The following is a 19,734-nucleotide window of genomic DNA, read 5'->3' on the forward strand; positions in this document are numbered from 1 at the left end:
AAGTTGATCGCCTAGATTCGTCCGACCCAAAGGCCAGATTGGACAAGGCGGTTGATGTGACTGCGGATCAGGCGAACAACGGCCTTTGTGACAGGAGCTGCAGCACGGTGCGGGGCATGGGCCAGGATCAGCTCACGGCTGATGATGGGATCGGTGATCTTTTGGGCAATGACGCGGCCAGCGGCAAGGTCCGCCTGAACCGCCGTCAGCGGCAAAATGGTGCGAATGGTGCCTGCGGCGACCAGATCACAGATTGTCGGCAAGGTATCGAGTTCCATCGCCACGTTCAGCGCCACTTGACCGCGGGCACAGGCCTCATCCACCAAAAGCCGCAAGCCATGGGGCTGGCTGGGAAGCGCAAGTTCGGCGCCGACAATCTCGGCCAACGCAATGCCATCTGGCCTGCCAAGCAAAGGCAGCGAGGGCGATGAGATCAGATACATATCCTCGAACAGCAAATGCTCACTGTCCAACAGTGCGCTGGAGCGGGTCTTGTAAAGCACGGCAAGATCCACCTTGCCGTTCGCCAGCCAGTCGGCCACATGACCGCTGAACGCTTCCAGAACCCGCATGCGGATGCCCGGATAATCCGCACGCACCTGCGACAGCAAGGGGGCCAGCAAGATCAATCCAACCGAAGGCGGCACCCCCAAGGTCACCGTGCCCTCCAGCACGCCTGCGCTTCGCACCACTTCCTGCCGCAGGCTTTCCATATCGGCCAGAATCCCACGCGCCCGGGCCAAAAAGGTTTCGCCCACCTCGGTCAGCAGAACGCCTCGGCCGTTGCGGTAAAACAACTGCACCCCAAGATCTGCCTCAAGATCGCGCACCCGGCGGCTGAGCGCCGATTGCGCGATGTTGTTTTGCAGGGCCGATTTCGTGAAGCTGCCGGTCTCGGCAATGCTCACGAAATAGCGCAGGTCCACGAGTTCCACGTCTGCCCTTCCCTTCAGGCCAAAGCCTGTGCCGTCAGGCATGCTGGCCCGACCTCACTTTGGCCCGCAGCGCTTCGGTTGCGGGCATGTCGAGCCCCCAGTCGTAACCATTGCTGACCGGCTTGAACACCACGGCGTAGACGTCGCGGGCATGTTCCACCGTGATGTAGCCATCCAGAAGATCGTCCAGCACCTTGGCGGGGTCGCGGTTCAAAGGATTGCCATACCCGCCGCCGCAGGGCGAAAGGTAGGTCACAACATCCCCAAGCTCGGCCTGAAGGCCCGAGAATTTGGCCGCGACATCGCGCGGAGGGGCATCACTTTTGTGGTTGTGGATACGAACCGCCGCCGTCGCCCCCTCATGGCCGCCGAAAATGCCCCATGGCACATCTTCGTTGCGGTCGGATTCATGGGTCATATAGCCTGGCGTCAGGAAGCGCTGTGATTTGACCACCCCCATGCCGCCGCGATACTCGCCCGCGCCGGGGAACACATCGTCACGGATCTCGTAGCGGTCGCAGATCATCGGCAATTGCATGCCAAGATCTTCAAGCGGGTTGTTGCGGGTGTTGCGCATCAACTCTTCGATGGTGTCCGGACCGTCTGACTTCGGACGCCCGCCCATCGCGGCCTCGTTCACCTCGATGAGCACCCAGTAATCGCCCGAAGGTTTCACCCCGGAATAGGCGGCAAACGACAGACACGCAGCGTTTCCGGCGGTGCATTTGTCGGGCAGAACCGGGGCCAATGCCTTGATGATCAGGTCAACGACCCGCTGGATCTGGTTGAACCGCGCCTCACAGGCCGCCGGGGCGATGGGGTTGAAGATCGACCCCAAGGGTGCGGTCACCTTGACGGGGCGGAACGACCCTTCGTTTTGCGGGATGTATTCGCTGTTGGTATAGGTATCCAACAAAAGCGCGCGGAAGGCGAAATAGCACGCCACCTTGGTGGAGCCTTCGAACGGCACGTTGAAGGCGGTTGGCACCTGCGGAGAAGAGCCGGTCAGGTCTACTTCAACATCATCACCCCGCACCCGAACCGTCACACAGATCGGCAGATGCTTGCCCCGCGTGCGCCCGTCATCATCCATGAAACCTTCGGCGTAATAGTCGCCATCCGGGATCTTGGCGATTTCGCGCCGCAGCATGGCTTCGGAATAATCCATCAACTGCTTGGCGGCCTGTTCCACCGTGCTGCGGCCATAGGTATCCATCAATTCGCAATAGCGTTTGACGCCCAGTTCGGCAGCGGCAATCTGCGCTTCAAGGTCGCGCATAACCAGCCCCGGCACCCGGGTGTTGCCCGAGATATAGCGCCACAGCGTGTCATTGCGCTTGCCCGCCTCGACCAGCTTTAGCCCGTTCAAAAGCATGCCTTCGGCAAACACATCCGGCACGTCGATGATCAGGCCGGGTGTGGCCGCGCCGATATCCAGATGGTGCGCCGTGTTGGCCGAAAAGCCCACAAGATCACCCCGGTAAAAGATCGGCATGACGATGCCGATATCGGGCGAATGGCTGGCACCGTAATAGGGGTGGTTGTGGATCACCACATCCCCCTCACGCCAGTCTGACAGCGGGATGCTTTTCTCGATGCCGCGCATATAGCCCGGGATCGACCCGATGTGCATCGGCGTCGAATCGCTTTCGCACAGCGTGTTGTAGTCCAGATCAAACAGCCCAGCGCCAAGGTCTTGGCTTTCGCGGATGATGGATGAATAGGACATGCGATAGAGGACATTGCCCATCTGTTCGGCAATGGCGTGCAACGCGCCACCGATGACTTGCAGTGTGATCGGATCAATTGTCATGGCTCATGCCTCCTGAGTATCGCGGCTGATGACAAGATCGCCCAACCGCATCACTTGCGAGACAAAACCGGGCGGAACGATGGTGGTGGAGTTTTGCTGCACGATGACCGCAGGTCCGGTGACAGTATCGCCGGCCTTCAGCTTCATGCGGTCAAAGCGCGGGGTCTGGATGGTCTGGCCATCGTCAAAGGTCGTGGGGCGGGCATAGAGCGCAGCCTCGGACGGGTTGTTGCGACCACCCTTCTCGAGTGGCGGGAGCCTCAACGTGTCAGAGGAAGATGTCCCGATCACCCGCAGCGTCACCACCTGCACCGGCTGATCCTCAAACGCATGACCATATTCGGTTCGGTGGGTGGCAAAGAATCTTCGCGCCACCTCAGTAGCTGTCGCGGCGGTGAAAGGACCATCCGGCACATCAACGCGCAATTCAAACCCTTGGCCCAGATAGCGGCATTCGGCGATTCGGGTGAACTTCTGATCCGCTGCAGCGATGCCATCGGAATTCAGCTGCGCCACGGCCTCGGCGCGCAGCCGGTCAAAGGTGGCGCTGATGTTGGCCAATACTGCCGCATCCGCGCCTTGCAGAATGGTCAGCGCCGTTTGGGTGAATTCGTAGCGCGGTTCGGTGACCAAAAGCCCCATCGCCGCCGTGATACCGGGATGCAAAGGCGCAATCACATTCTTGGCCGAAATCAACTGACCCAAGGCCACGCCGTGCAGGGGTCCTGCCCCGCCAAAGGCCATCAGGCTATAGCCGCGCGGGTCAATGCCGCGCGCCACAGAGTTGGAGGCGATGGTCAAGGCCATGGAATTGTTGATGATCTTCAGCACCCCCAAGGCGGCGTCCTTGACGCTCATGCCAAGGGGCGCGGCCAACTTGTCGCGGATCGCGGCCTCGGACAGGGCGGGGTCAATCTTTAGCCCGCCACCAAGGAAGTGTTCGGGGTCCAACCGGCCCAACACGACTTGGGCGTCGGTCACCGTCGGGTTCTCGCCGCCTCGCCCATAGCAGGCCGGTCCCGGCTCTGCGCCAGCCGACCGGGGTCCCACACGGAAGGCCCCACCACTGTCAACATAAGCGATCGATCCGCCGCCCGCGCCGATGGCGTCAATGTCGATCATGGGCGCGAGCACCGGCATATGGGCCACTTCGGTGTCACGCGGGTTCTTGATGGTCAGTTCCCCACCCCGGATCACGCTGATATCGGCCGAGGTACCCCCAATGTCGATGGTGATGATCTCGCGCTGATCGCAGGCCTCGCCGGTCCAGCGCCCGCCGATCACACCGCCCGCCGGACCAGACAAGAGCAACCCGACAGGGCTGCGGCTGGCCTGTTCGATGGTGGTGACCCCGCCATTGGATTGCATGATCCGCACAAAGGCCGTCACACCGGCCTCACGCAGACGGCGCTTCAAATTGTCCAGATAGCGCGCGGTGCGTGGCCCGATATAGGCGTTCATCGCGGCCGTCGAGAACCGCTCATATTCGCGGATGGTGTTCACCACCTCGGAGGAGGCGCAGATGAACGCATCGGGCATCACCCGGCGTACGATCTCTTTGGCGCGCATCTCATGGTCGTTGTTCAGGAAGGAATAGAGAAAGCCGATCACCACCGCCTCAAGCCCGCGCTTGGCGAAAAGCTCGGCGGCGCGTTCAACCTCATCCTCATCCAGCGGAGTTTCCACCACGCCGGTTGGCGGCATCAACCGTTCCGTCACGGCAATCCGGTTGCGCCGCTTGATCAGTGGGGCGCTTTGCCATGGCACATCGAACTGCAGGGAAAAGTTGTGTGGGCGTTTGTGACGGCCCATGTGCAGGATGTCGCGAAAGCCCTTGGTGGTGATCATGCCCACCTCAGCCCCGTCGCGCTCGATCACGATGTTGGTGGCAACGGTGGTGCCGTGGAACAGCGCGTCGATCTGGCCTGGGGCAACTCCGGCAATGGCGCACAGCTCCACGACGCCCTGCACCACACCGATCGACTGATCTGCGACCGTGCTGGGCACTTTATGGGTGAACACTCTTTGCCCACCCTGCCCGCCCGCAACCTCCAGCACGAGGTCTGTGAAGGTTCCGCCAACATCAACACCGACCCTGATCATCGCTGTCTCCCTGATCCGGCACGACAGAAATACCAGACTTGGCGACCCATAAATGCCGCCGCGCAGGGTTCGTTCTGTCTGCTTGCGTGAAAATGAATATGGACCAGTTGATCCAACTCCTTCTCGTCTGCCAACAACGAAATTCTGGCAAAGGGTTGGAGTACCCCCCGCAGGCAGCACCAGATCAAGGTCAGTCAAAGCCTCTCAATGGCATACTAGCCACTGATATAACTTAGAAAAGCGGCAAGAGCGTGCTCCCATCGGCACAGCTTGAACGCAAGCCATACCCCAAGGCGATAGCTGGTATCTCGTCAATCGGTGCGGTGCTTTGAGGCTGAAGTGCCTGCCCCCCTGATGCAGCTGGGGTGTAAAGACCGCCTTGGTCACGCGGACCACGACTCCCTTGCGAGTGCCTTGAAAAGCATAGCTCGGACCACAGAAACCATGTCGAAATCATCTTCGGCCGATGCAAAACTATCCGGGGTTCCCAGAGGGCAACACGGATGGGTCAATGCACTCTTTGCAACGGTCTGCGCGCCTTTTCTCGCTTTGACTATAGATGTGTCTGGTGTCTAGCATGTTGAATGAAACCTGCCCAAAAAGGACGAAGCAATGCCCGCGACCGCCACACCCGTCGTTCATATCGATGATGACCGCTTCCGTGTCACCGAATGGCAGTTCGCACCAGGCGCCGAGACCGGTTGGCACCGGCATGGGCATGATTACGTGATCGTACCTTTGTGCGATGGGACCCTTTCGCTGGACCTGCCCGAGGAGCAAAAAGCCGAGGCAAAGTTGACCCAAGGCGTACCCTACTCGCGCCGCGTCGGGGTGGAGCATAACGTCATCAACGGATCAAACAGCCAGCCTTTGGCCTTTCTCGAGGTCGAGGTGGTGGATGATGCCGCAGCCCATCGGCGCCGTGACACGATGGTGGCGATGATGGCCGCCTTCAACGCCCGCGATGTTGACGGGGTGATGGCCTGCATGGCTGAGGACTGCGCATTCCACGCCTCGGCAGGGGCTGAAGCTGAGGGACAACGCCACATCGGCCGCGATGCGGTGCGGCTGGCGACCGAGGCGATTTTCGCAGCCTTCCCTCAGGCGGCATGGACCGAGGGGCAGCATGTGGTCGAGGGCGACACGGGCCTATCCAGCTGGCGCTTTGTCGGGCAAAGGGCGGATGGCAGTGCAGTAGATGTGCGCGGTTGCGACGTGTTCGCCTTTTCCGGCGAACTGATTGCGGTGAAAGACAGCTATCGCAAGGCAAGAGTCTAAGCAAAACGGCCCCCGCGCAAACGGGGGCCGTTGATGCAATCAGGCGCTGGTTACTTTGCCTTTTTCTTCTTGTCACGGGTGATCAGGTAGGATCCGCTTTCCTCGAGAACTGCTGTCCAGCCCGGCTCGACCACGATGGTGGTGGTCACCTCTTCAATCACCGCCGGGCCCTTGATCTTGGCCCCGACACCCAAAGGCGTGCCGTCATAGATCGGCGTCTTGACGCGGCGGCCATCGGCGCTGAACACGGCATTGCGGTGGCCCTTCAGCGCAGCCTCAGGCTTGGCACCTTTGCCAATGCGCATACGCTCAGGCTTGTCGACCACGCCGTAGACCGTGCTTTCGATGTTCACCACCTCAACCACCGAATGCGGTTCGGAATAGGTGTAAAGCTGTTCATGCCGCTTGTGGAAGGCGGCGATGATCTTGCCGATCGACTTGGCGTCCACCTTGAAGTTGTCGATTTCCACCGTGCATTCATGCACCTGTCCGACATAGCGCATGTCAAGGCTGCGCTTGACCTTGATGTCCTTGCCCTTGAACCCGTCATCCTTCAGATGCGCGATGCCCTGCGCCTCGATCTGGTTGAACAGCTCATCAATCCGCGCATAGGCCGCATCGGTTTCCAGCCGCAGCGGCGAGGTGGCCATGTAGTTGTATTTGACGTCCGAAATGATCTGCCCGAAGGCACAAAGCCCCGAGGCGAGTTTCGGCAGCACGATGGTGTCGATGCCGATGGAATCGGCCAGCGCGGTGATGTGGGCCGCCGTCGCGCCCCCAGCCCCGACCAGCACGAAATCGCGCGGGTCATAGCCACGTTCCACCGTGACGCGGCGGATGCCGTTGACCATGTTCGCGTTGACGATGGTGAACATGCCATAGGCGGCACGCTCAACCGTCATCTTCAAGGGATCGGCAAGGTTGGCCTTAATGGCATCATGAGCCTTTTGGTAGTCAAGCGGCAGCCGCCCGCCGACCAGACCATCAGGATTGAGGTAGCCCAAGACCAGATTGGCGTCCGACACGGTGGGCAGTTTGCCGCCCTGCCCATAGCAGGCCGGTCCGGGGTCAGACCCCGCCGATTGCGGGCCCATCTGCATCAGGCCCATCTCGTCGATCCAGCCAATCGAACCACCGCCCGCGCCCAGTGTTTCCACTTGGATCATCGGCACGCCAATGCGGTAGCGCAGAAAGTCGATATTCTTGTTGATGTTGGTCGACCCGTCCTTGGTCAGGGTAATGTCAAAAGACGTACCACCCATATCGACCGTGATGACGTCTTTCTTGCCAAAGGGTTCGCACACATACTGACCCGCCGCAGGGGCCGAGGCGGGACCGGAATTGATGGCGTAAACCGAGCGATCCGTCATCGCTTGGCCAATCGCAAGCCCACCGTTCGACTGATAATAGCGCACCGGTTGCTTGGCCCCAAGGCTGCGGAAATAGCTATCAACCGCGGCGACATAGCGCTTCATGATCGGGGCCAGATAGGCGTTCACCACGGCCGTTGAGGTGCGGGTGTATTCGCGCACCTGCGGGTAAAGTTCTGACCCCAGTGTCAGGATCACGCCCGGCATCATCTCGCGCACAATCTCGCCAGCGCGGCGTTCATGTTCGGGATGCAGGACGGACCAGACAAAGGAAATTGCCACGGTTTCCACGCCTTCGGCCTTGAACACCTCACAGGCGGCGCGGACATCGGCCTCGGTCAAGGCTTCGCGGACGGTGCCGTCTGACAAGATGCGTTCGCGCACGCCACGGCGCATAAAGCGCGGCACCAGCATGGTTGCGGGCGGATATTCCGGGTCATAGCGATAGCCGTCTTCCTTGTGACCAAGGCGGATCTCCAAGCTGTCCTCATGGCCCGCTGTGCAGATCAGACCGGTCTTGGCGCCCTTGTGGGTAATCAGCGCATTCAGCCCCACTGTGGTGCCGTTGATGCACAGATCGCAGTTCGACACCACCTCTTCGGCAGAAACGCCCATTTCTTCGGAAATCAGCGCCAAACCGTTCTTGATGGCCAGGGTTGGATCTTGCGGGGTAGAAAGGGCTTTGAACAGGCGCACTTGGCCCGTTTTGTCCGCCAGCACGAAATCGGTGAAGGTGCCGCCAGCGTCGATGCCCAGACGATAATTGGATTTCATTGCTATGCCCTCTTATTTCGCCGCCACGGCGCGTTTTGCGCGCAAGGCGCGGGTTGCCGTGATGTCTACATCCAATGACACGGGGTCGGTGATGATGACGCCATAATCCTCCCGCGCGCCCTCCAGTGACACGAGGCCGTTCTTCACATCCCAAACCACCTTTTCCACCGGCCGCTCCATCGGGTTGCCATAGCCGCCGCCGCCGGGGTTCATGTTGGTAATGCGGTCACCGGGCTTGATCACCTTGATGACATTCTCGCGGATGGTTTCAGAATGATCGCCTTCTACAAGTTCCAGTCGGCCCACCTTGGTGTCGATCATCGTGCTCGCCGCGCCTGCGGCACCCACGGCGGGAATCCGGCGGCCTTCGCCAAAGGTGATGAAGGTCATGTCGTCGTTCAGCGGTTCCACCTCCCACGCGGTACCCGAGCCGCCGCGGAATTTGCCCGCACCGCCGCTGTCGGTCATCAAGGAATAGCGGTGGATGATGATGGGATAAGAGTATTCCAGCAGTTCCACATCCCCGGACGTCAGCGCACCAAAGCAGCATTCCGGCCCGCAGGCGTGCCAGCCGTCCTGAGATGGCGTGGCCCCCGCGCCGGAAATGATGGTGGCCAGCACCATCGTCACATATTCCTCATCGTGGCGCTTGTCCCACCCGGCGATGTTCAACCCATTGGCATGGCCCCATGAGGCCGAAACCTTTGACGGCACGGCCTTTTCAAAGGCCAGACGCACGGCATCGGTCAGCGTCTCCATCGGGGTGGTGGTGCAGTTCATGTGCGGGGCGGGCTCTGCCGCGTTGCAGATCGTACCCTTCGGCCCCATGTTCACCGAAACGCAGCGATAAAGCCCTTCGTTGTAAGGGGGCGGCAGTTGGGCGAACATCATAAGGCCCAGATAGACCCCGGAATAGCTGTTCCCTTCATAGCTGTTGATGAAATAGGGGATCTGCGGCGGGGACGAGATTTCGATGTGGCAATTGTCACCGGTGATGGTGACCTTCGCCTTGATCTCGAAATCACCAAACCCATGGCCTGCGTCCTCCAAAATGGCGCTGCCTTCATAGGTGCCGTCGGGCACTTCGGAAATCAGCGTCCGCATCTGGCGTTCAGCCATGTTCAAAAGCGTGTCGATGCAGGCATCAACCGTCTCTTCGCCGTATTTCTCGAGCATGGCGATCAGCGCGCGTTCACCGACCTGGCAGGCCCCGATCAGCGCGTTGAAATCACCCTCTTGGTCGCGCCGGGCGCGCATGTTGGTCAGGATGAAGTTGAGCACATCCTTGCGCGGCTGCCCGCGGTCCCACACCTTGACCGGCGGGATCCGAAGGCATTCGGCAAAGATGTCCTTGGCATTAGGGTTATAGCCCGCAGGCACCGGGCCGCCGACATCGGTCAGGTGTCCCTTGCAGACAGTCCAGTACTTGAGTTTGCCCTTCCAAAACACCGGCCGGTAAAAGCAGGTGTCGATGGCGTGGCTGCCACCCCATGCCGGGTCGTTGTGAATCAGAAGGTCACCCTCATGGATGTCGCCCTCAAAATACCCCGCGACCACCTTCATCGCCGGGATCAAGGATCCAAGGTGAATGGGAATGTCCTGACCTTGCAGGATCATTTCCGGCGTCGCGTTGAACAGCGCGGTGGAATAGTCATGCGCAAGGTTGAACACCGAGGATCGCGCGGTTTTCTCAAGGCTCAGCGTCATCTCGCGCTGCGTCGTCTCCAGAATGCCGCGCACCACCGACAGGGTGATGGGGTCAACCTCGACCTTTTTTGCTGATTTTTTCGCCACTTCGAAGCCCTCCGATTGGGGGCCGCGCATAGGGAAAAGGGTCGGGCAACATGCCCGTCTGACCCCTTATCTTCCCTGTTGCGCGGCGTCTGTTGCGCCTTTGTGGCAAAAAGCCTAGCGGCCAGCCCGGTCTGGCGTCTTTGCACCGGATGCACGGGCTTTTGTTTTTCCGTGCAGTCACCTCCCCCAAGCCAACGCGCCACTTTACAGGGCCGCCCAGCCGTGGCCTTCTGTGTGCAACGAGGATCAACGCGATGAAGTCCACGATCAGCACGCGCGGGGTTGATGTGTCAGGGCGCAGCCGCCACTGGCATGAAACCATCGCGCGCACCTACTTCCCGCTCGACCTGACATTTCAGCGCCCCGAAGCCTTTGATGGCGAGCTGACAAGTTGGGACTTAGGCGATGTGTCTTTATCGCGGCTGACATCAGATGCGTTGATATATCGCCGCCTGCCCAAGCATTTCCGTGAACCGGGGCCAGAGGAGTTTCTGGTCACACTGCCCGCCAAATCTGAACTTCGCTTCACCCAAGGTGGCAAAGAGGTGCGGGCCAATCCGGGCGCGTTCTTTATTGAACGCAGCCACGAGCCTTATGAATTCAGCCATGCCGAACCTGCCGATCTTTGGGTGATGAAGCTGTCCAAGGAAATGCTGGGCGGCCGCATCCGCGCGCCGGACCGGTTTTGCAGCCTGCAGTTTGACGCCACCAACGGCGCGAATGGCCTCTTTGTCGACATGGTCCACCTGATCCCCGCGCGCTATGACAGCATGACAGAAGAGACGCGCCTGATCGTCGGGCGGCAGTTGGTGGACCTTTTGGCGCTGGCGATCCAATCGGATGAACGGGTGCTGACATCGGGCAATTCCACGGTGCGCACGGCACATCTGGCGCGGATCGAAAGCTTTGTGCGCCGCCACATCGACGATGCGGATCTTGGGCCAGAAACGGTGGCCGCAGGGTGCGGGATTTCGCTGCGCTATCTGCATGAGTTGTTGCGCGACACCAACATGACCTTGGGCCAGTGGATCCGCGACACACGGTTGCATGCGGCGATGGAAGATTTGAAGAACCCCGCCGACCGCCGCGCGATTGGCGAGATTGCCTATGCGCGCGGCTTTACCGATCAAGCGCAGTTTTCGAGAGCCTTTCGTGCGCGGTTCGGCCTCAGCCCCTCCGAGGCGCGCGGGCGAGCCTGACAGGCCGCTCTTCGCAGCACTTCGTGCGCTCATCGCTGATCTGCGATGAGACGCCTAAGGCTTACGAAGAGCATGCGTTCAGGATGACCGGCCCAGATGCGCGCGCAAGGCGGCCAAGGCGGCCTTGCGGTCAGCCCGCGCGGACAGCGCCTGATCCATCGTCACTTCCACAAAGCGGGCCGGCGAATGCGGCTGCAACTGCCCGATCAGATCCATATCGGCGCTGATGACGCAACCCAGCATCATATAGCCCCCGCCCGACACCGCGTCACGGTGCAAGACGATGGGTTCCGTCCCGCTCGGCACTTGAACCGAGCCATAGGGATAGCAGGCATCCACGATGTTCGACGGGTTCGACCCCGCGCCAAAGGGCTGCTCGCGCGGCACAAAGTCGAGCGCAGTGCCACCCTTGAACCGGTATCCGATGCGGTCCGCCTCGGGTGCCACTTTCCAAGTGTCGGCAAAGAACTGCTTTCCGGCATCGGCAGTGATGCGGTGCCAGTAAAGCCCCGGCAGCATGCGCAGTTCAGCCGGATTGCCCGGCATCCGACGCAAACCGGCCGGGATGGCCCCCTTGCCGCCCGCGCCTTTGCCCAAGGGCATGCTGTCACCCGCCTTCAAGGCCCGCCCTTCATGCCCGCCCAAGGCACCCAGCGTGTAAGTCGACCGCGAGCCCAGTTTCACTGGCACATCAATGCCACCTGACACCGCGATATAGGCCCGCGCGCCGGACTTGAGGAACCCAAAGGACAGACGGTCACCCGCCTTGACCGGAAACGCCTCCCAAGTGGCGCGCTCATCGCCGTTCAGTTTGGGCGGCAGATCGCCGCCAGTGACCGCAACCGTTGCAGCCGAGGTGAACTCCAGTTCTGGCCCCATGAAGACCGCCTCAAGGACAGCGGCGCCTTCGTCATTACCCACCAGCATATTGGCGGCACGTAAGGCAAAGCGGTCCATCCCGCCGGAGATCGGAATCCCAAGGTGATAGTATCCGGGACGGCCAAGGTCTTGCACCGTGGTGGACAGACCGGGAGAAATGACATTAACGGCCATTCAAAGCCTCCATCAGCTTGGCATTGGTGCCGGCCATATCCTTGTTGAACTCGGTCAGGCTAAAGCTGGCCGGGCGGATCACCGGTTCAAACCGGTTCTCCTCAACCGCCTCGATCGCAGCATCGTATTGGTCGCGCGTGACAGGCTTCCATTTGACGATGTCGCCGGGTTTGAACAGGCACATTTCGTCGGTCAGGTAGTTCACCTTCTGCGCCGGGTCATAGATCGGCATCGGGGTGACGCCGAACATCTGGTACCCGCCCGCGCCCCGCACCGAATAGATGCAGGCAAAGCAGCCACCATGGCCAACGGTCAGCTTCGGCGTATCCGTGCGCGGCCGCAGGTATTTCGGCACCTGCAACTGACGTTTGCGTTCCACCATCTGATAGAGGAACGGCAGACCCGCCACAAAGCCCACCATCGAAACAAACCATGGCTGGCTGGAGTGGGACTGGATGAAATCGTCGACCGTGCCCATGCCGTTCACTTCCGCCGCATACTCAAGGTCGGTCGCGTTGGGGTTCTGGTGACGCTCACGGAACCGCATCAGCGTTTCATGCGTCCAAGGGTCTTGATACAGCACCGGAATTTCGATGATCCGGGTCTTGAGCGTGGCATCCGACTTGGACGCCGCCCCTTCCATCGACTGCAACTCGCGCATCAGGTCGCCGGGCTTGATCTGATCAGGGTCGAACTTGATCTGAAAGCTCGCGTTGGCCGGGCAGATCTCGGTCACGCCCTTGATGCTGGCGGCCTTGACGGCATTGGTCATCGACAATGAGGTGAAGAAGGCCTCAAGCGACATTTCCTCGCTGACTTCCGCAAAGATGTGCTCGTCGCCCCCGAAACTGAAACGGATCGACATGGTCCCTCCTATGGCTCCAGGTCCGGCACCAGCCGGGTGGAATGGGTTTCAAGCCAGCCTTCCAGCCAGCGGGTGTGAACAGCATTGGCCTGCACCGAAGGATCCTCGGCCAGCGCCAGAAACAACGGCTTTGTGGTGCGCAACCCGTCGATGCGGGTCTCAGACAGCGCCCGCACAAGACGGGTGATCGCAGCCTCGCGGGTTTCAGCGTGAACCACCAGCTTGGCCAAGAGGGAATCGTAGAACGGCGGCACGGTGTAACCAGCGTAAAGCATGCTTTCGAACCGCACGCCCGGCCCGCCGGGAACCCGCAAGTTGGACACCGTGCCGGGGAAGGGCGCGAAATCGCGGCTGGGGTCTTCGGCGTTCAGCCGCACTTCGATGGCATGGCCGCGCACCGTGATATCAGATTGCTTGAGGCGAAGCGGTTCGCCCCCGGCAATCCGCAACATTTCGGCCACCAGATCAATGCCGGTGATCATTTCGGTTACCGGATGTTCCACCTGAATCCGGGTGTTCATTTCGATGAAGTAAAAACGGTCTGCCTCATCGTCATACAGATATTCGATGGTCCCCGCCCCGGAATACCCCACCGCGCGGGTCAGGCGCACCGCACTTTGGCAAAGCTCATCGCGGACGCGCTCTGACAAGGCGCGCGAAGGGGCTTCCTCCCAAACCTTCTGGCGGCGGCGCTGCAAGGAACATTCGCGTTCAAAGCAATGCACGGCATCCTTGCCATCGCCCAGAACTTGCACCTCGATATGGCGGGCCTTTGCGATCACCTTTTCCATGTAAAGCCCGCCATCGCCAAAGGCGGCCAGCGCCTCGGCGGCGGCCTGCGGGAAGGCGGCCTCGAATTCGGCCAGATCATTGGCAATACGGATGCCGCGCCCGCCCCCGCCAGCTGCGGCCTTGATCATCACCGGAAAGCCGGTGTCGATCAGAATATGGCGCGCCGCGTCAATGTCGGCCACCCGACCGATCGAGCCGGGTACAACCGGCACACCCGCCGCATGCGCGGCAGAGCGTGCGGCCACCTTGTCGCCCATGGTGCGGATCGCCTCACCGCTTGGCCCGACAAAGGCCAGACCTGCCGCCGCGCAGGCATCGGCGAAATCGGCGTTTTCAGCCAGAAAGCCATAGCCGGGATGCACGGCATCACAGCCGGTGTCAGCGGCGGCCTTCAGGATATTGGCGACGTTCAGATAGCTTTTCTTCGCCGCAGGCGGGCCGATGTTCACCGCCTCATCGGCGATCTGCACATGCAGGCTGTCACGGTCGGCGTCCGAATAGACCGCAACGGTCGCAATCCCAAGGTCGCGGGCTGCGCGGATGATCCGCACGGCAATCTCGCCCCGGTTTGCGACCAGAAGTTTGCGAAGCATCAATCCACCTCGGCCAGAACCGCGCCAGCCATGACGGGCTCTTCATTGTCGCAGACAAAACGGATGTTGCTGCCAGCCACCTCGGCCTTGACCTCGTGGAAGGATTTCATCACCTCGATCAAGCCAATGACATCGCCCACAGCGACGGTATCGCCTTCGGCCTTGAACGGCGGCTTGTCAGGCGCCGAGGAGCGATAAAACGTGCCGGGAAGGTGGGAGTGAAGCTGGGCCATGGGAACCTCTCAGGTATAGGGTTGAACGGCCGTGCGCACCGCGCGGGCGATGTCGATGGCGTTCGGGGTGTCGGAATGGATGCAGATGCTGTCGCAGCGCACGGGAATATCTGACCCGTCGGTGGCGGTGCCCTTACCTTCGGTGATCGCGCGGACACAGCGCGCAGCCATCAGGGCGGGGTCCTTGGCATCATGCTCGCGCGTCACGATCAAGCTGCCGTCAGGGCGATATTCCAGATCGGCATAGAACTCGGCCACAAAGCCGTGGCCGCGCGCGGGGTAGATCTTTTCATGCAGCGTGCCGGTCATGCCCAAAAGCGGCACCTTGAACACATCGGCCGCATCGCAGACCGCATGGGCGATATCCTCTTGCCGGGCGGCCATGCCGTAAAGGCTGCCGTGCGGCTTGATGTGATTAAGCTCCATGCCCTCAGCTTTTAGAAAGCCGCAGAGTGCGCCGATCTGATAGATCAGGCAATTGGCCATTTCCTCGCGGCCCATCTTCATCTCGCGCCGACCAAAGCCTTGAAGGTCGGGCAAGGAGGGATGCGCGCCCACCTTGACGCCATGCTGTTTGGCCAACCGAACGGTGGCGCGCATGTGGTCGTAATCACTGGCATGAAAGCCGCAGGCGACGTTGGCAATATGGATCAGCGGCATCAGCCCCGCATCGTCCCCCATGCGCCAAAGCCCAAAGCTCTCACCCATGTCACAATTGACCGTGACAGGCATCTCACTCCCCCCGCGATATCGCCATTTTTCGAGATGCTGAGCCGAGTCTCCCGCATTTGCAAATGCGAAATTCTGCATTACGTTATCGAAAAATCAGATGAGAGTGCCGCATGTCACTGACCTTGAAACAACTACGGTATTTCATTGCTGCCGCCGAAACGGGCCAGATCAGCCATGCCGCGATGGAGATGAACATCTCGCAATCGGCTGTTACTGCCGGCATTCAGGGGCTTGAGGCGCAACTGGGCGTCAGCCTGCTGCGGCGTGGCGCTCAGGGCGTCACGGTCACTCCCGAAGGCGCGCGGTTTTTGGCCCGCGCGCGCGGCATCATGGCCGCCGTCGAGGATGCCACCCGCAGCCCCTTGGGCGAGGAAAGCCGCGCCACGGGGCGGGTGCGGCTCGGGGTCACATATACAGTGGCAGGCTACTTCATGGCCCGCCATTATGCCGCGTTCCGGCGCAACTTTCCCGGCGTCACGCTGGAGTTGAGCGAACAACCACGGGCTGCGATTGAACAAGGGCTGGTCACGGGCGATCTGGATTTGGCGGTCATGCTGACCTCAAACTTGGCCAATGAGGCCGAACTAGAGGCCGAAACCCTGTTTCGGTCCTTGCGCCGGCTGTGGTTGCCGTCAGAACATCCACTCTTGTTGCACGACGAGATCACCCTTGCCGATGTCGCCCGCGAACCGTTCATCATGCTGACGGTGGACGAGGCGAGCCACACCGCCGGCCGTTACTGGAACATCGTCGGGCTTGCCCCGAATGTCGTCTTCACCACCTCCTCAGTCGAGGCAGTCCGGTCAATGGTGGCCGCCGGGATGGGGGTCACGATCTTGTCGGATATGGTCTATCGGCCCTGGTCCCTTGAAGGCCAAAGACTTGAACAGCGCAGCTTGAAAGAGCCGATCCCGACCATGGATGTCGGCCTGACTTGGGCGCGTGGGCGGCAGCTTGGCGATGCTGCGCGGGTCTTTCGCACCTTTCTGACCCAAACGCTTGGCCGCGGAGATTAGTGTCAGGACCTATTAATCTTGCGTCTGCAGCGTGATCCAACCTCCGCCAGGAGACTGTCCCGTGAGCAACCTTTTTGGCTGACGGACGCGCAGATGGCGCGGCTGCAGCCCTTCTTTCCCAAGAGCCATGGCAAGCCGCGCGTCGATGATCGGCGGGTTTTGAGCGGCATAATCTTCATCAATCGCAATGGCTGGCGCTGGTGCGATGCGCCGAAGGAATATGGCCCGCCGAAGACACTTAACAATAGCTCGAGGGCGTTGAGCAACAAAGGGGCCTCTGCCTTGATGAAGGACGGGCTGGCCGCCGAGGGAGCCGTTCCGAAGGCGGTGATGATCGACGCGACCTACCTGAAGGTACACCGCACGGCGACCAGCCTGCGGTCGAAAAAGGGGGGGCAGGCGACCAGAGGGGCCGTCTGATCGGCCGAACCAAGGGCGGCATGAACACCAATTTGCATGCCGTCACCTAGGCCGATGGCCGCCCGATCCGCTTCTTCATGACCGCAGGCCAGGTCAGCGACTATACCGGCGCGGCGGCCCTGCTGGGCAGCTTGCCAAAGGCGGAGTGGTTGCTGGCCGACCGGGGCTATGACGCTGACTGGTTCACAGATTCGTTGAAAGACAAGGGGATAAAGCCTTGCATCCCAGGCCGGAAATCCCGTGGCAAGCCAATCAAGCACGACAAGCGTCGCTACAAACGCCGCAACCGGATCGAGATCATGTTCGGGCGGCTCATGGACAGGCGGCGAGTTGCAACGCGATACGACCGGTGCCCGAAGGTCTTCCACTCCGCCAGACGGCCTGATTTTGATCGTGGGAATGTTGAGATAATACGATGTTTCGTAAGGATTAATCTCAATATCCCTAGCTGCGCCTGGTTTCTTTCTGTCATTTTTGCTGCACATTTTGCTGTACGATTTTCTTGCGCGCCCGGCTGATTTTCACCATTCTTGGGGTATGAAACTCAGTTTTTTGCGACGTGAGTCGACCCTCTACATCCGAAAGCGTGTTCCGCGTCGATACCGTGAGGTCGAGGCGCGCGAGTTCATTTGGATCAGCCTTCACACCGACAGCGAGACGCAGGCCCGGATCAAGGCGCCGACGATCTGGCAGGAAATGATCGAGGCTTGGGAAGCGAAGATGGTTGGGGCTTCCGCGGATGCAGATGCAGCTTTCGCGGCTGCCAAGAACCTCGCCGCCCGGCGCGGGTTCCGATACCTCCCGGCCGCCGAAGTCGCAAAACTGCCGACCGAGGAAATCCTGCGCAGGGTCGAGGCGGTCGCCGCTCGCAGCCGTGAGGGTCGACCGGACAGGCTGGAGGCTGCAGCTTTGCTTGGTCTCGCCAAGGAGCCAAAATTCACGGTGTCTAAGGCGCTGAGGGCATACTGGTCGATCGCCGAAGACAAGACCTTGGGCAAGAGTGCGGACCAGATCCGGCGCTGGGAGAACCCGCGCAAGAAAGCAGTTGCTGGGTTCATTACCGCCGTCGACGATAAGCCACTTGCCGACATCACCACCGAGGATCTCGGCACCTTCAAGACCAGCTTATCAGCCCGCGTGCGCGCCGGTGAGATTGTGGCTTCATCGGCCAACAAAGACCTGATCCACCTTCTTACCGTGATCGAGGACGTGGCCCGCGCCAAGAACATCATGCTTGGCTTCAACCGGGCGAAGCTGATGTTCAAGCAAGAAGATGCCGATCATCGGCCGCCCTTCACTGAGAAGTGGATCAGGGAGAAATTGCTTGCACCCGGTGCGCTGGACGGTCTCAACCCAGAGGCGCGGGCAATCCTGCTAGGCATGGTCAACACCGGTTATCGGCCTTCGGAGGGTTCGCAGCTGACCGCGGCGCAGATCCGGCTGGATGGGCCCGTGCCCTACATTAGCATCGAACCGGTTATCCGCGCGCTCAAGACCAAGCACTCCAAGCGGATTATCCCTTTGGTGGGCGTGAGCCTTGAGGCGTTTAAGGCATTCCCGAATGGCTTCCCTCGCTATGCCGACAGCCCGACCCTATCGGCGACCATCAACAAGTATCTGCGCGAAAACGGGCTTCTGGAGACCCTGGATCATAGCCTCTACAGTCTCAGGCACTCATTCGAGGACAGGATGCTGGCCGCCAATGTTGATGAGAGGATAAGGCGCGACCTTATGGGCCATGCGCTGCAGCGGATGCGGTATGGCGATGGTGCTGCGATGGAACATCTGCAATCTGTAGTGGCCTCGATTGCCCTCTAGGTGTCCAGATTCCAAGGACGGAACACGCAGCTTCGGATTTCAGAAGGCAAAGTCATGCTGCCAGCTTTTGCAGCTCACAGGGCCAAACGAGATTGGCAGTGGGATCGCTTGTCAGTTTTCGTCGCTTTGGGCGTGCAACCAAGCCAGAATGCCGACTGCGGCCTCCTCGATATCGCGTGACATCGCGGCGGCCATGCTCGTGGCATCGCGAGCCCGCGCGGCCGTCAGCATCTCGCCATGAGCTTCAAGCCCCGTCCGGCCGTCTGTTTCGTTTGAGACCAACCGCAGGAGGGGGCCGATCTGCAGCCACAGCGTTTCGATGAACCTTAACTGACGCGTGTTGTCGGCCGAGGTGTAGAGGATGAAGTGTAATTCGCGGTTCAGCGACAAGAAGGTTGAGCTACTCCCCAACTCTTGGACAGCTTTCCGGGTTGTTTAAGCTACTGCCTGCACCTGCTGATCGGTTTCAATGCGGTTAAAGTAGACCACGGCGGGCGGTTGGCCGCCATGGGCAGTGTGAGGGCGTTGGTGGTTGTAGAAGGTGATCCAGCGCCCGATGCCGACCCGTGCCTGCGATCCGGTTTCCCAGGCGTGCAGATAGACGCATTCATACTTCAGGGACCGCCACAGGCGCTCGATGAAGATGTTGTCGATGCAGCGCCCTTTGCCGTCCATAGAGATCCGGGTGCCAACCCGTTTCAGCCTGTCAGTCCAGACGAAGGACGTGAACTGGCTGCCCTGATCCGTGTTCATGATCTCGGGCGGGCCGAACTTATGGATCGCCTCGTTCAAAGCCTCCACGCAGAAGTCGGCTTCCAGCGTGTTGGATATCCGCCAGGCCAGCACCTTGCGGGTATACCAGTCCATGATGGCGACCAGATAGAGGAAGCCACGGCGCATCGGGATGTAGGTGATGTCAGCACACCAGACCTGATTGGGCCGCTCC

Annotated in this window: 16 protein-coding genes and 1 pseudogene; 5 read left to right on the forward strand and 12 right to left on the reverse strand. The window is 60.6% G+C overall.

Features of this window, described 5'->3' with window-relative positions:
* Window positions 1-11: 11 nt before the first annotated feature.
* Genes AC72UB_RS17245 through AC72UB_RS17255 form a run of 3 tightly spaced genes read right to left on the reverse strand, consistent with a single transcriptional unit; the run spans window position 12 to window position 4,851 of the window.
* Entirely contained in the window at window positions 12-977 is a 966-nt protein-coding gene (locus AC72UB_RS17245; RefSeq protein ID WP_505190814.1) for a LysR family transcriptional regulator, read from the reverse strand.
* Entirely contained in the window at window positions 970-2,748 is a 1,779-nt protein-coding gene (locus tag AC72UB_RS17250) for a hydantoinase B/oxoprolinase family protein (RefSeq protein WP_505190815.1), read from the reverse strand. The genes AC72UB_RS17245 and AC72UB_RS17250 overlap by 8 nt, the downstream gene beginning before the upstream one ends.
* 3 nt (window positions 2,749-2,751) lie before the next feature.
* Window positions 2,752-4,851, reverse strand: a complete 2,100-nt coding sequence (locus AC72UB_RS17255; protein WP_505190816.1) for a hydantoinase/oxoprolinase family protein — start codon at window positions 4,849-4,851, stop codon at window positions 2,752-2,754.
* A 612-nt stretch (window positions 4,852-5,463) separates the two neighbouring features.
* Here AC72UB_RS17255 and AC72UB_RS17260 point away from each other — a divergent pair.
* Window positions 5,464-6,129: a nuclear transport factor 2 family protein gene (locus AC72UB_RS17260; protein WP_505190817.1), complete on the forward strand. Its 666-nt coding sequence runs from the start codon at window positions 5,464-5,466 to the stop codon at window positions 6,127-6,129.
* A gap of 50 nt (window positions 6,130-6,179) precedes the next feature.
* On the opposite strand, the gene capA is transcribed toward AC72UB_RS17260, so the two are convergent.
* Together capA and capB are read right to left on the reverse strand one after the other, a co-directional pair.
* Complete coding sequence (capA, locus tag AC72UB_RS17265; protein WP_505190818.1) at window positions 6,180-8,273, reverse strand: caprolactamase subunit alpha; 2,094 nt, start codon at window positions 8,271-8,273, stop codon at window positions 6,180-6,182.
* A 12-nt stretch (window positions 8,274-8,285) separates the two neighbouring features.
* Entirely contained in the window at window positions 8,286-10,067 is a 1,782-nt protein-coding gene (gene capB / locus AC72UB_RS17270) for a caprolactamase subunit beta (protein ID WP_505190819.1), read from the reverse strand.
* Between the two features lie 254 nt (window positions 10,068-10,321).
* Here capB and AC72UB_RS17275 point away from each other — a divergent pair, with 254 nt between their 5' ends.
* The gene (locus AC72UB_RS17275) at window positions 10,322-11,266 is read left to right on the forward strand and encodes an AraC family transcriptional regulator (RefSeq protein ID WP_505190820.1); all 945 of its coding nucleotides are present in this window, start codon (window positions 10,322-10,324) and stop codon (window positions 11,264-11,266) included.
* Between the two features lie 78 nt (window positions 11,267-11,344).
* Here AC72UB_RS17275 and AC72UB_RS17280 read toward each other — a convergent pair whose 3' ends face one another.
* The 5 genes from AC72UB_RS17280 to AC72UB_RS17300 are packed head-to-tail and all read right to left on the reverse strand — an operon-like array spanning window position 11,345 to window position 15,534.
* Window positions 11,345-12,319, reverse strand: coding sequence for a 5-oxoprolinase subunit C family protein (locus AC72UB_RS17280; RefSeq protein ID WP_505190821.1), 975 nt, complete (start codon window positions 12,317-12,319; stop codon window positions 11,345-11,347).
* The gene (locus tag AC72UB_RS17285; protein ID WP_505190822.1) at window positions 12,309-13,184 is read right to left on the reverse strand and encodes a 5-oxoprolinase subunit B family protein; all 876 of its coding nucleotides are present in this window, start codon (window positions 13,182-13,184) and stop codon (window positions 12,309-12,311) included. Before AC72UB_RS17285 ends, AC72UB_RS17280 begins: the two co-directional genes overlap by 11 nt.
* 8 nt (window positions 13,185-13,192) lie before the next feature.
* Window positions 13,193-14,569: an acetyl-CoA carboxylase biotin carboxylase subunit gene (locus AC72UB_RS17290; RefSeq protein WP_505190823.1), complete on the reverse strand. Its 1,377-nt coding sequence runs from the start codon at window positions 14,567-14,569 to the stop codon at window positions 13,193-13,195.
* On the reverse strand, window positions 14,569-14,802 hold the full coding sequence (locus AC72UB_RS17295) for an acetyl-CoA carboxylase (RefSeq protein WP_505190824.1): 234 nt from the start codon (window positions 14,800-14,802) through the stop codon (window positions 14,569-14,571). Before AC72UB_RS17295 ends, AC72UB_RS17290 begins: the two co-directional genes overlap by 1 nt.
* A 9-nt stretch (window positions 14,803-14,811) precedes the next feature.
* Complete coding sequence (locus AC72UB_RS17300; protein WP_463290973.1) at window positions 14,812-15,534, reverse strand: LamB/YcsF family protein; 723 nt, start codon at window positions 15,532-15,534, stop codon at window positions 14,812-14,814.
* A 110-nt stretch (window positions 15,535-15,644) separates the two neighbouring features.
* Between AC72UB_RS17300 and AC72UB_RS17305 the strand changes: the two genes are divergently transcribed.
* The 3 genes and pseudogenes from AC72UB_RS17305 to AC72UB_RS17315 all read left to right on the forward strand — a co-directional run bounded on the left by AC72UB_RS17305 (window position 15,645) and on the right by AC72UB_RS17315 (window position 18,788).
* Window positions 15,645-16,550: a LysR family transcriptional regulator gene (locus AC72UB_RS17305; protein ID WP_463290972.1), complete on the forward strand. Its 906-nt coding sequence runs from the start codon at window positions 15,645-15,647 to the stop codon at window positions 16,548-16,550.
* Between the two features lie 93 nt (window positions 16,551-16,643).
* Window positions 16,644-17,344 (forward strand): annotated as a pseudogene (locus AC72UB_RS17310) (IS5 family transposase); the annotation flags it as partial.
* A 163-nt stretch (window positions 17,345-17,507) separates the two neighbouring features.
* Window positions 17,508-18,788 carry a DUF6538 domain-containing protein gene (locus tag AC72UB_RS17315; RefSeq protein WP_505190825.1) on the forward strand — a complete coding sequence of 427 codons (1,281 nt, stop codon included), beginning with the start codon at window positions 17,508-17,510 and terminating at the stop codon, window positions 18,786-18,788.
* A gap of 111 nt (window positions 18,789-18,899) precedes the next feature.
* Here AC72UB_RS17315 and AC72UB_RS17320 read toward each other — a convergent pair whose 3' ends face one another.
* Both AC72UB_RS17320 and AC72UB_RS17325 read right to left on the reverse strand, forming a co-directional pair.
* Window positions 18,900-19,199 (reverse strand): FCD domain-containing protein, encoded by a 300-nt coding sequence (locus tag AC72UB_RS17320; protein WP_505190826.1) that lies wholly within the window; start codon window positions 19,197-19,199, stop codon window positions 18,900-18,902.
* A 24-nt stretch (window positions 19,200-19,223) separates the two neighbouring features.
* Window positions 19,224-19,734: IS3 family transposase (locus tag AC72UB_RS17325; protein ID WP_505190827.1), on the reverse strand; the 511-nt coding region annotated here is incomplete at its 5' end.

This window comes from Allotabrizicola aquatica (SeqCode), assembly GCF_965194375.1.
Taxonomy (GTDB): domain Bacteria; phylum Pseudomonadota; class Alphaproteobacteria; order Rhodobacterales; family Rhodobacteraceae; genus Tabrizicola_A; species Tabrizicola_A aquatica.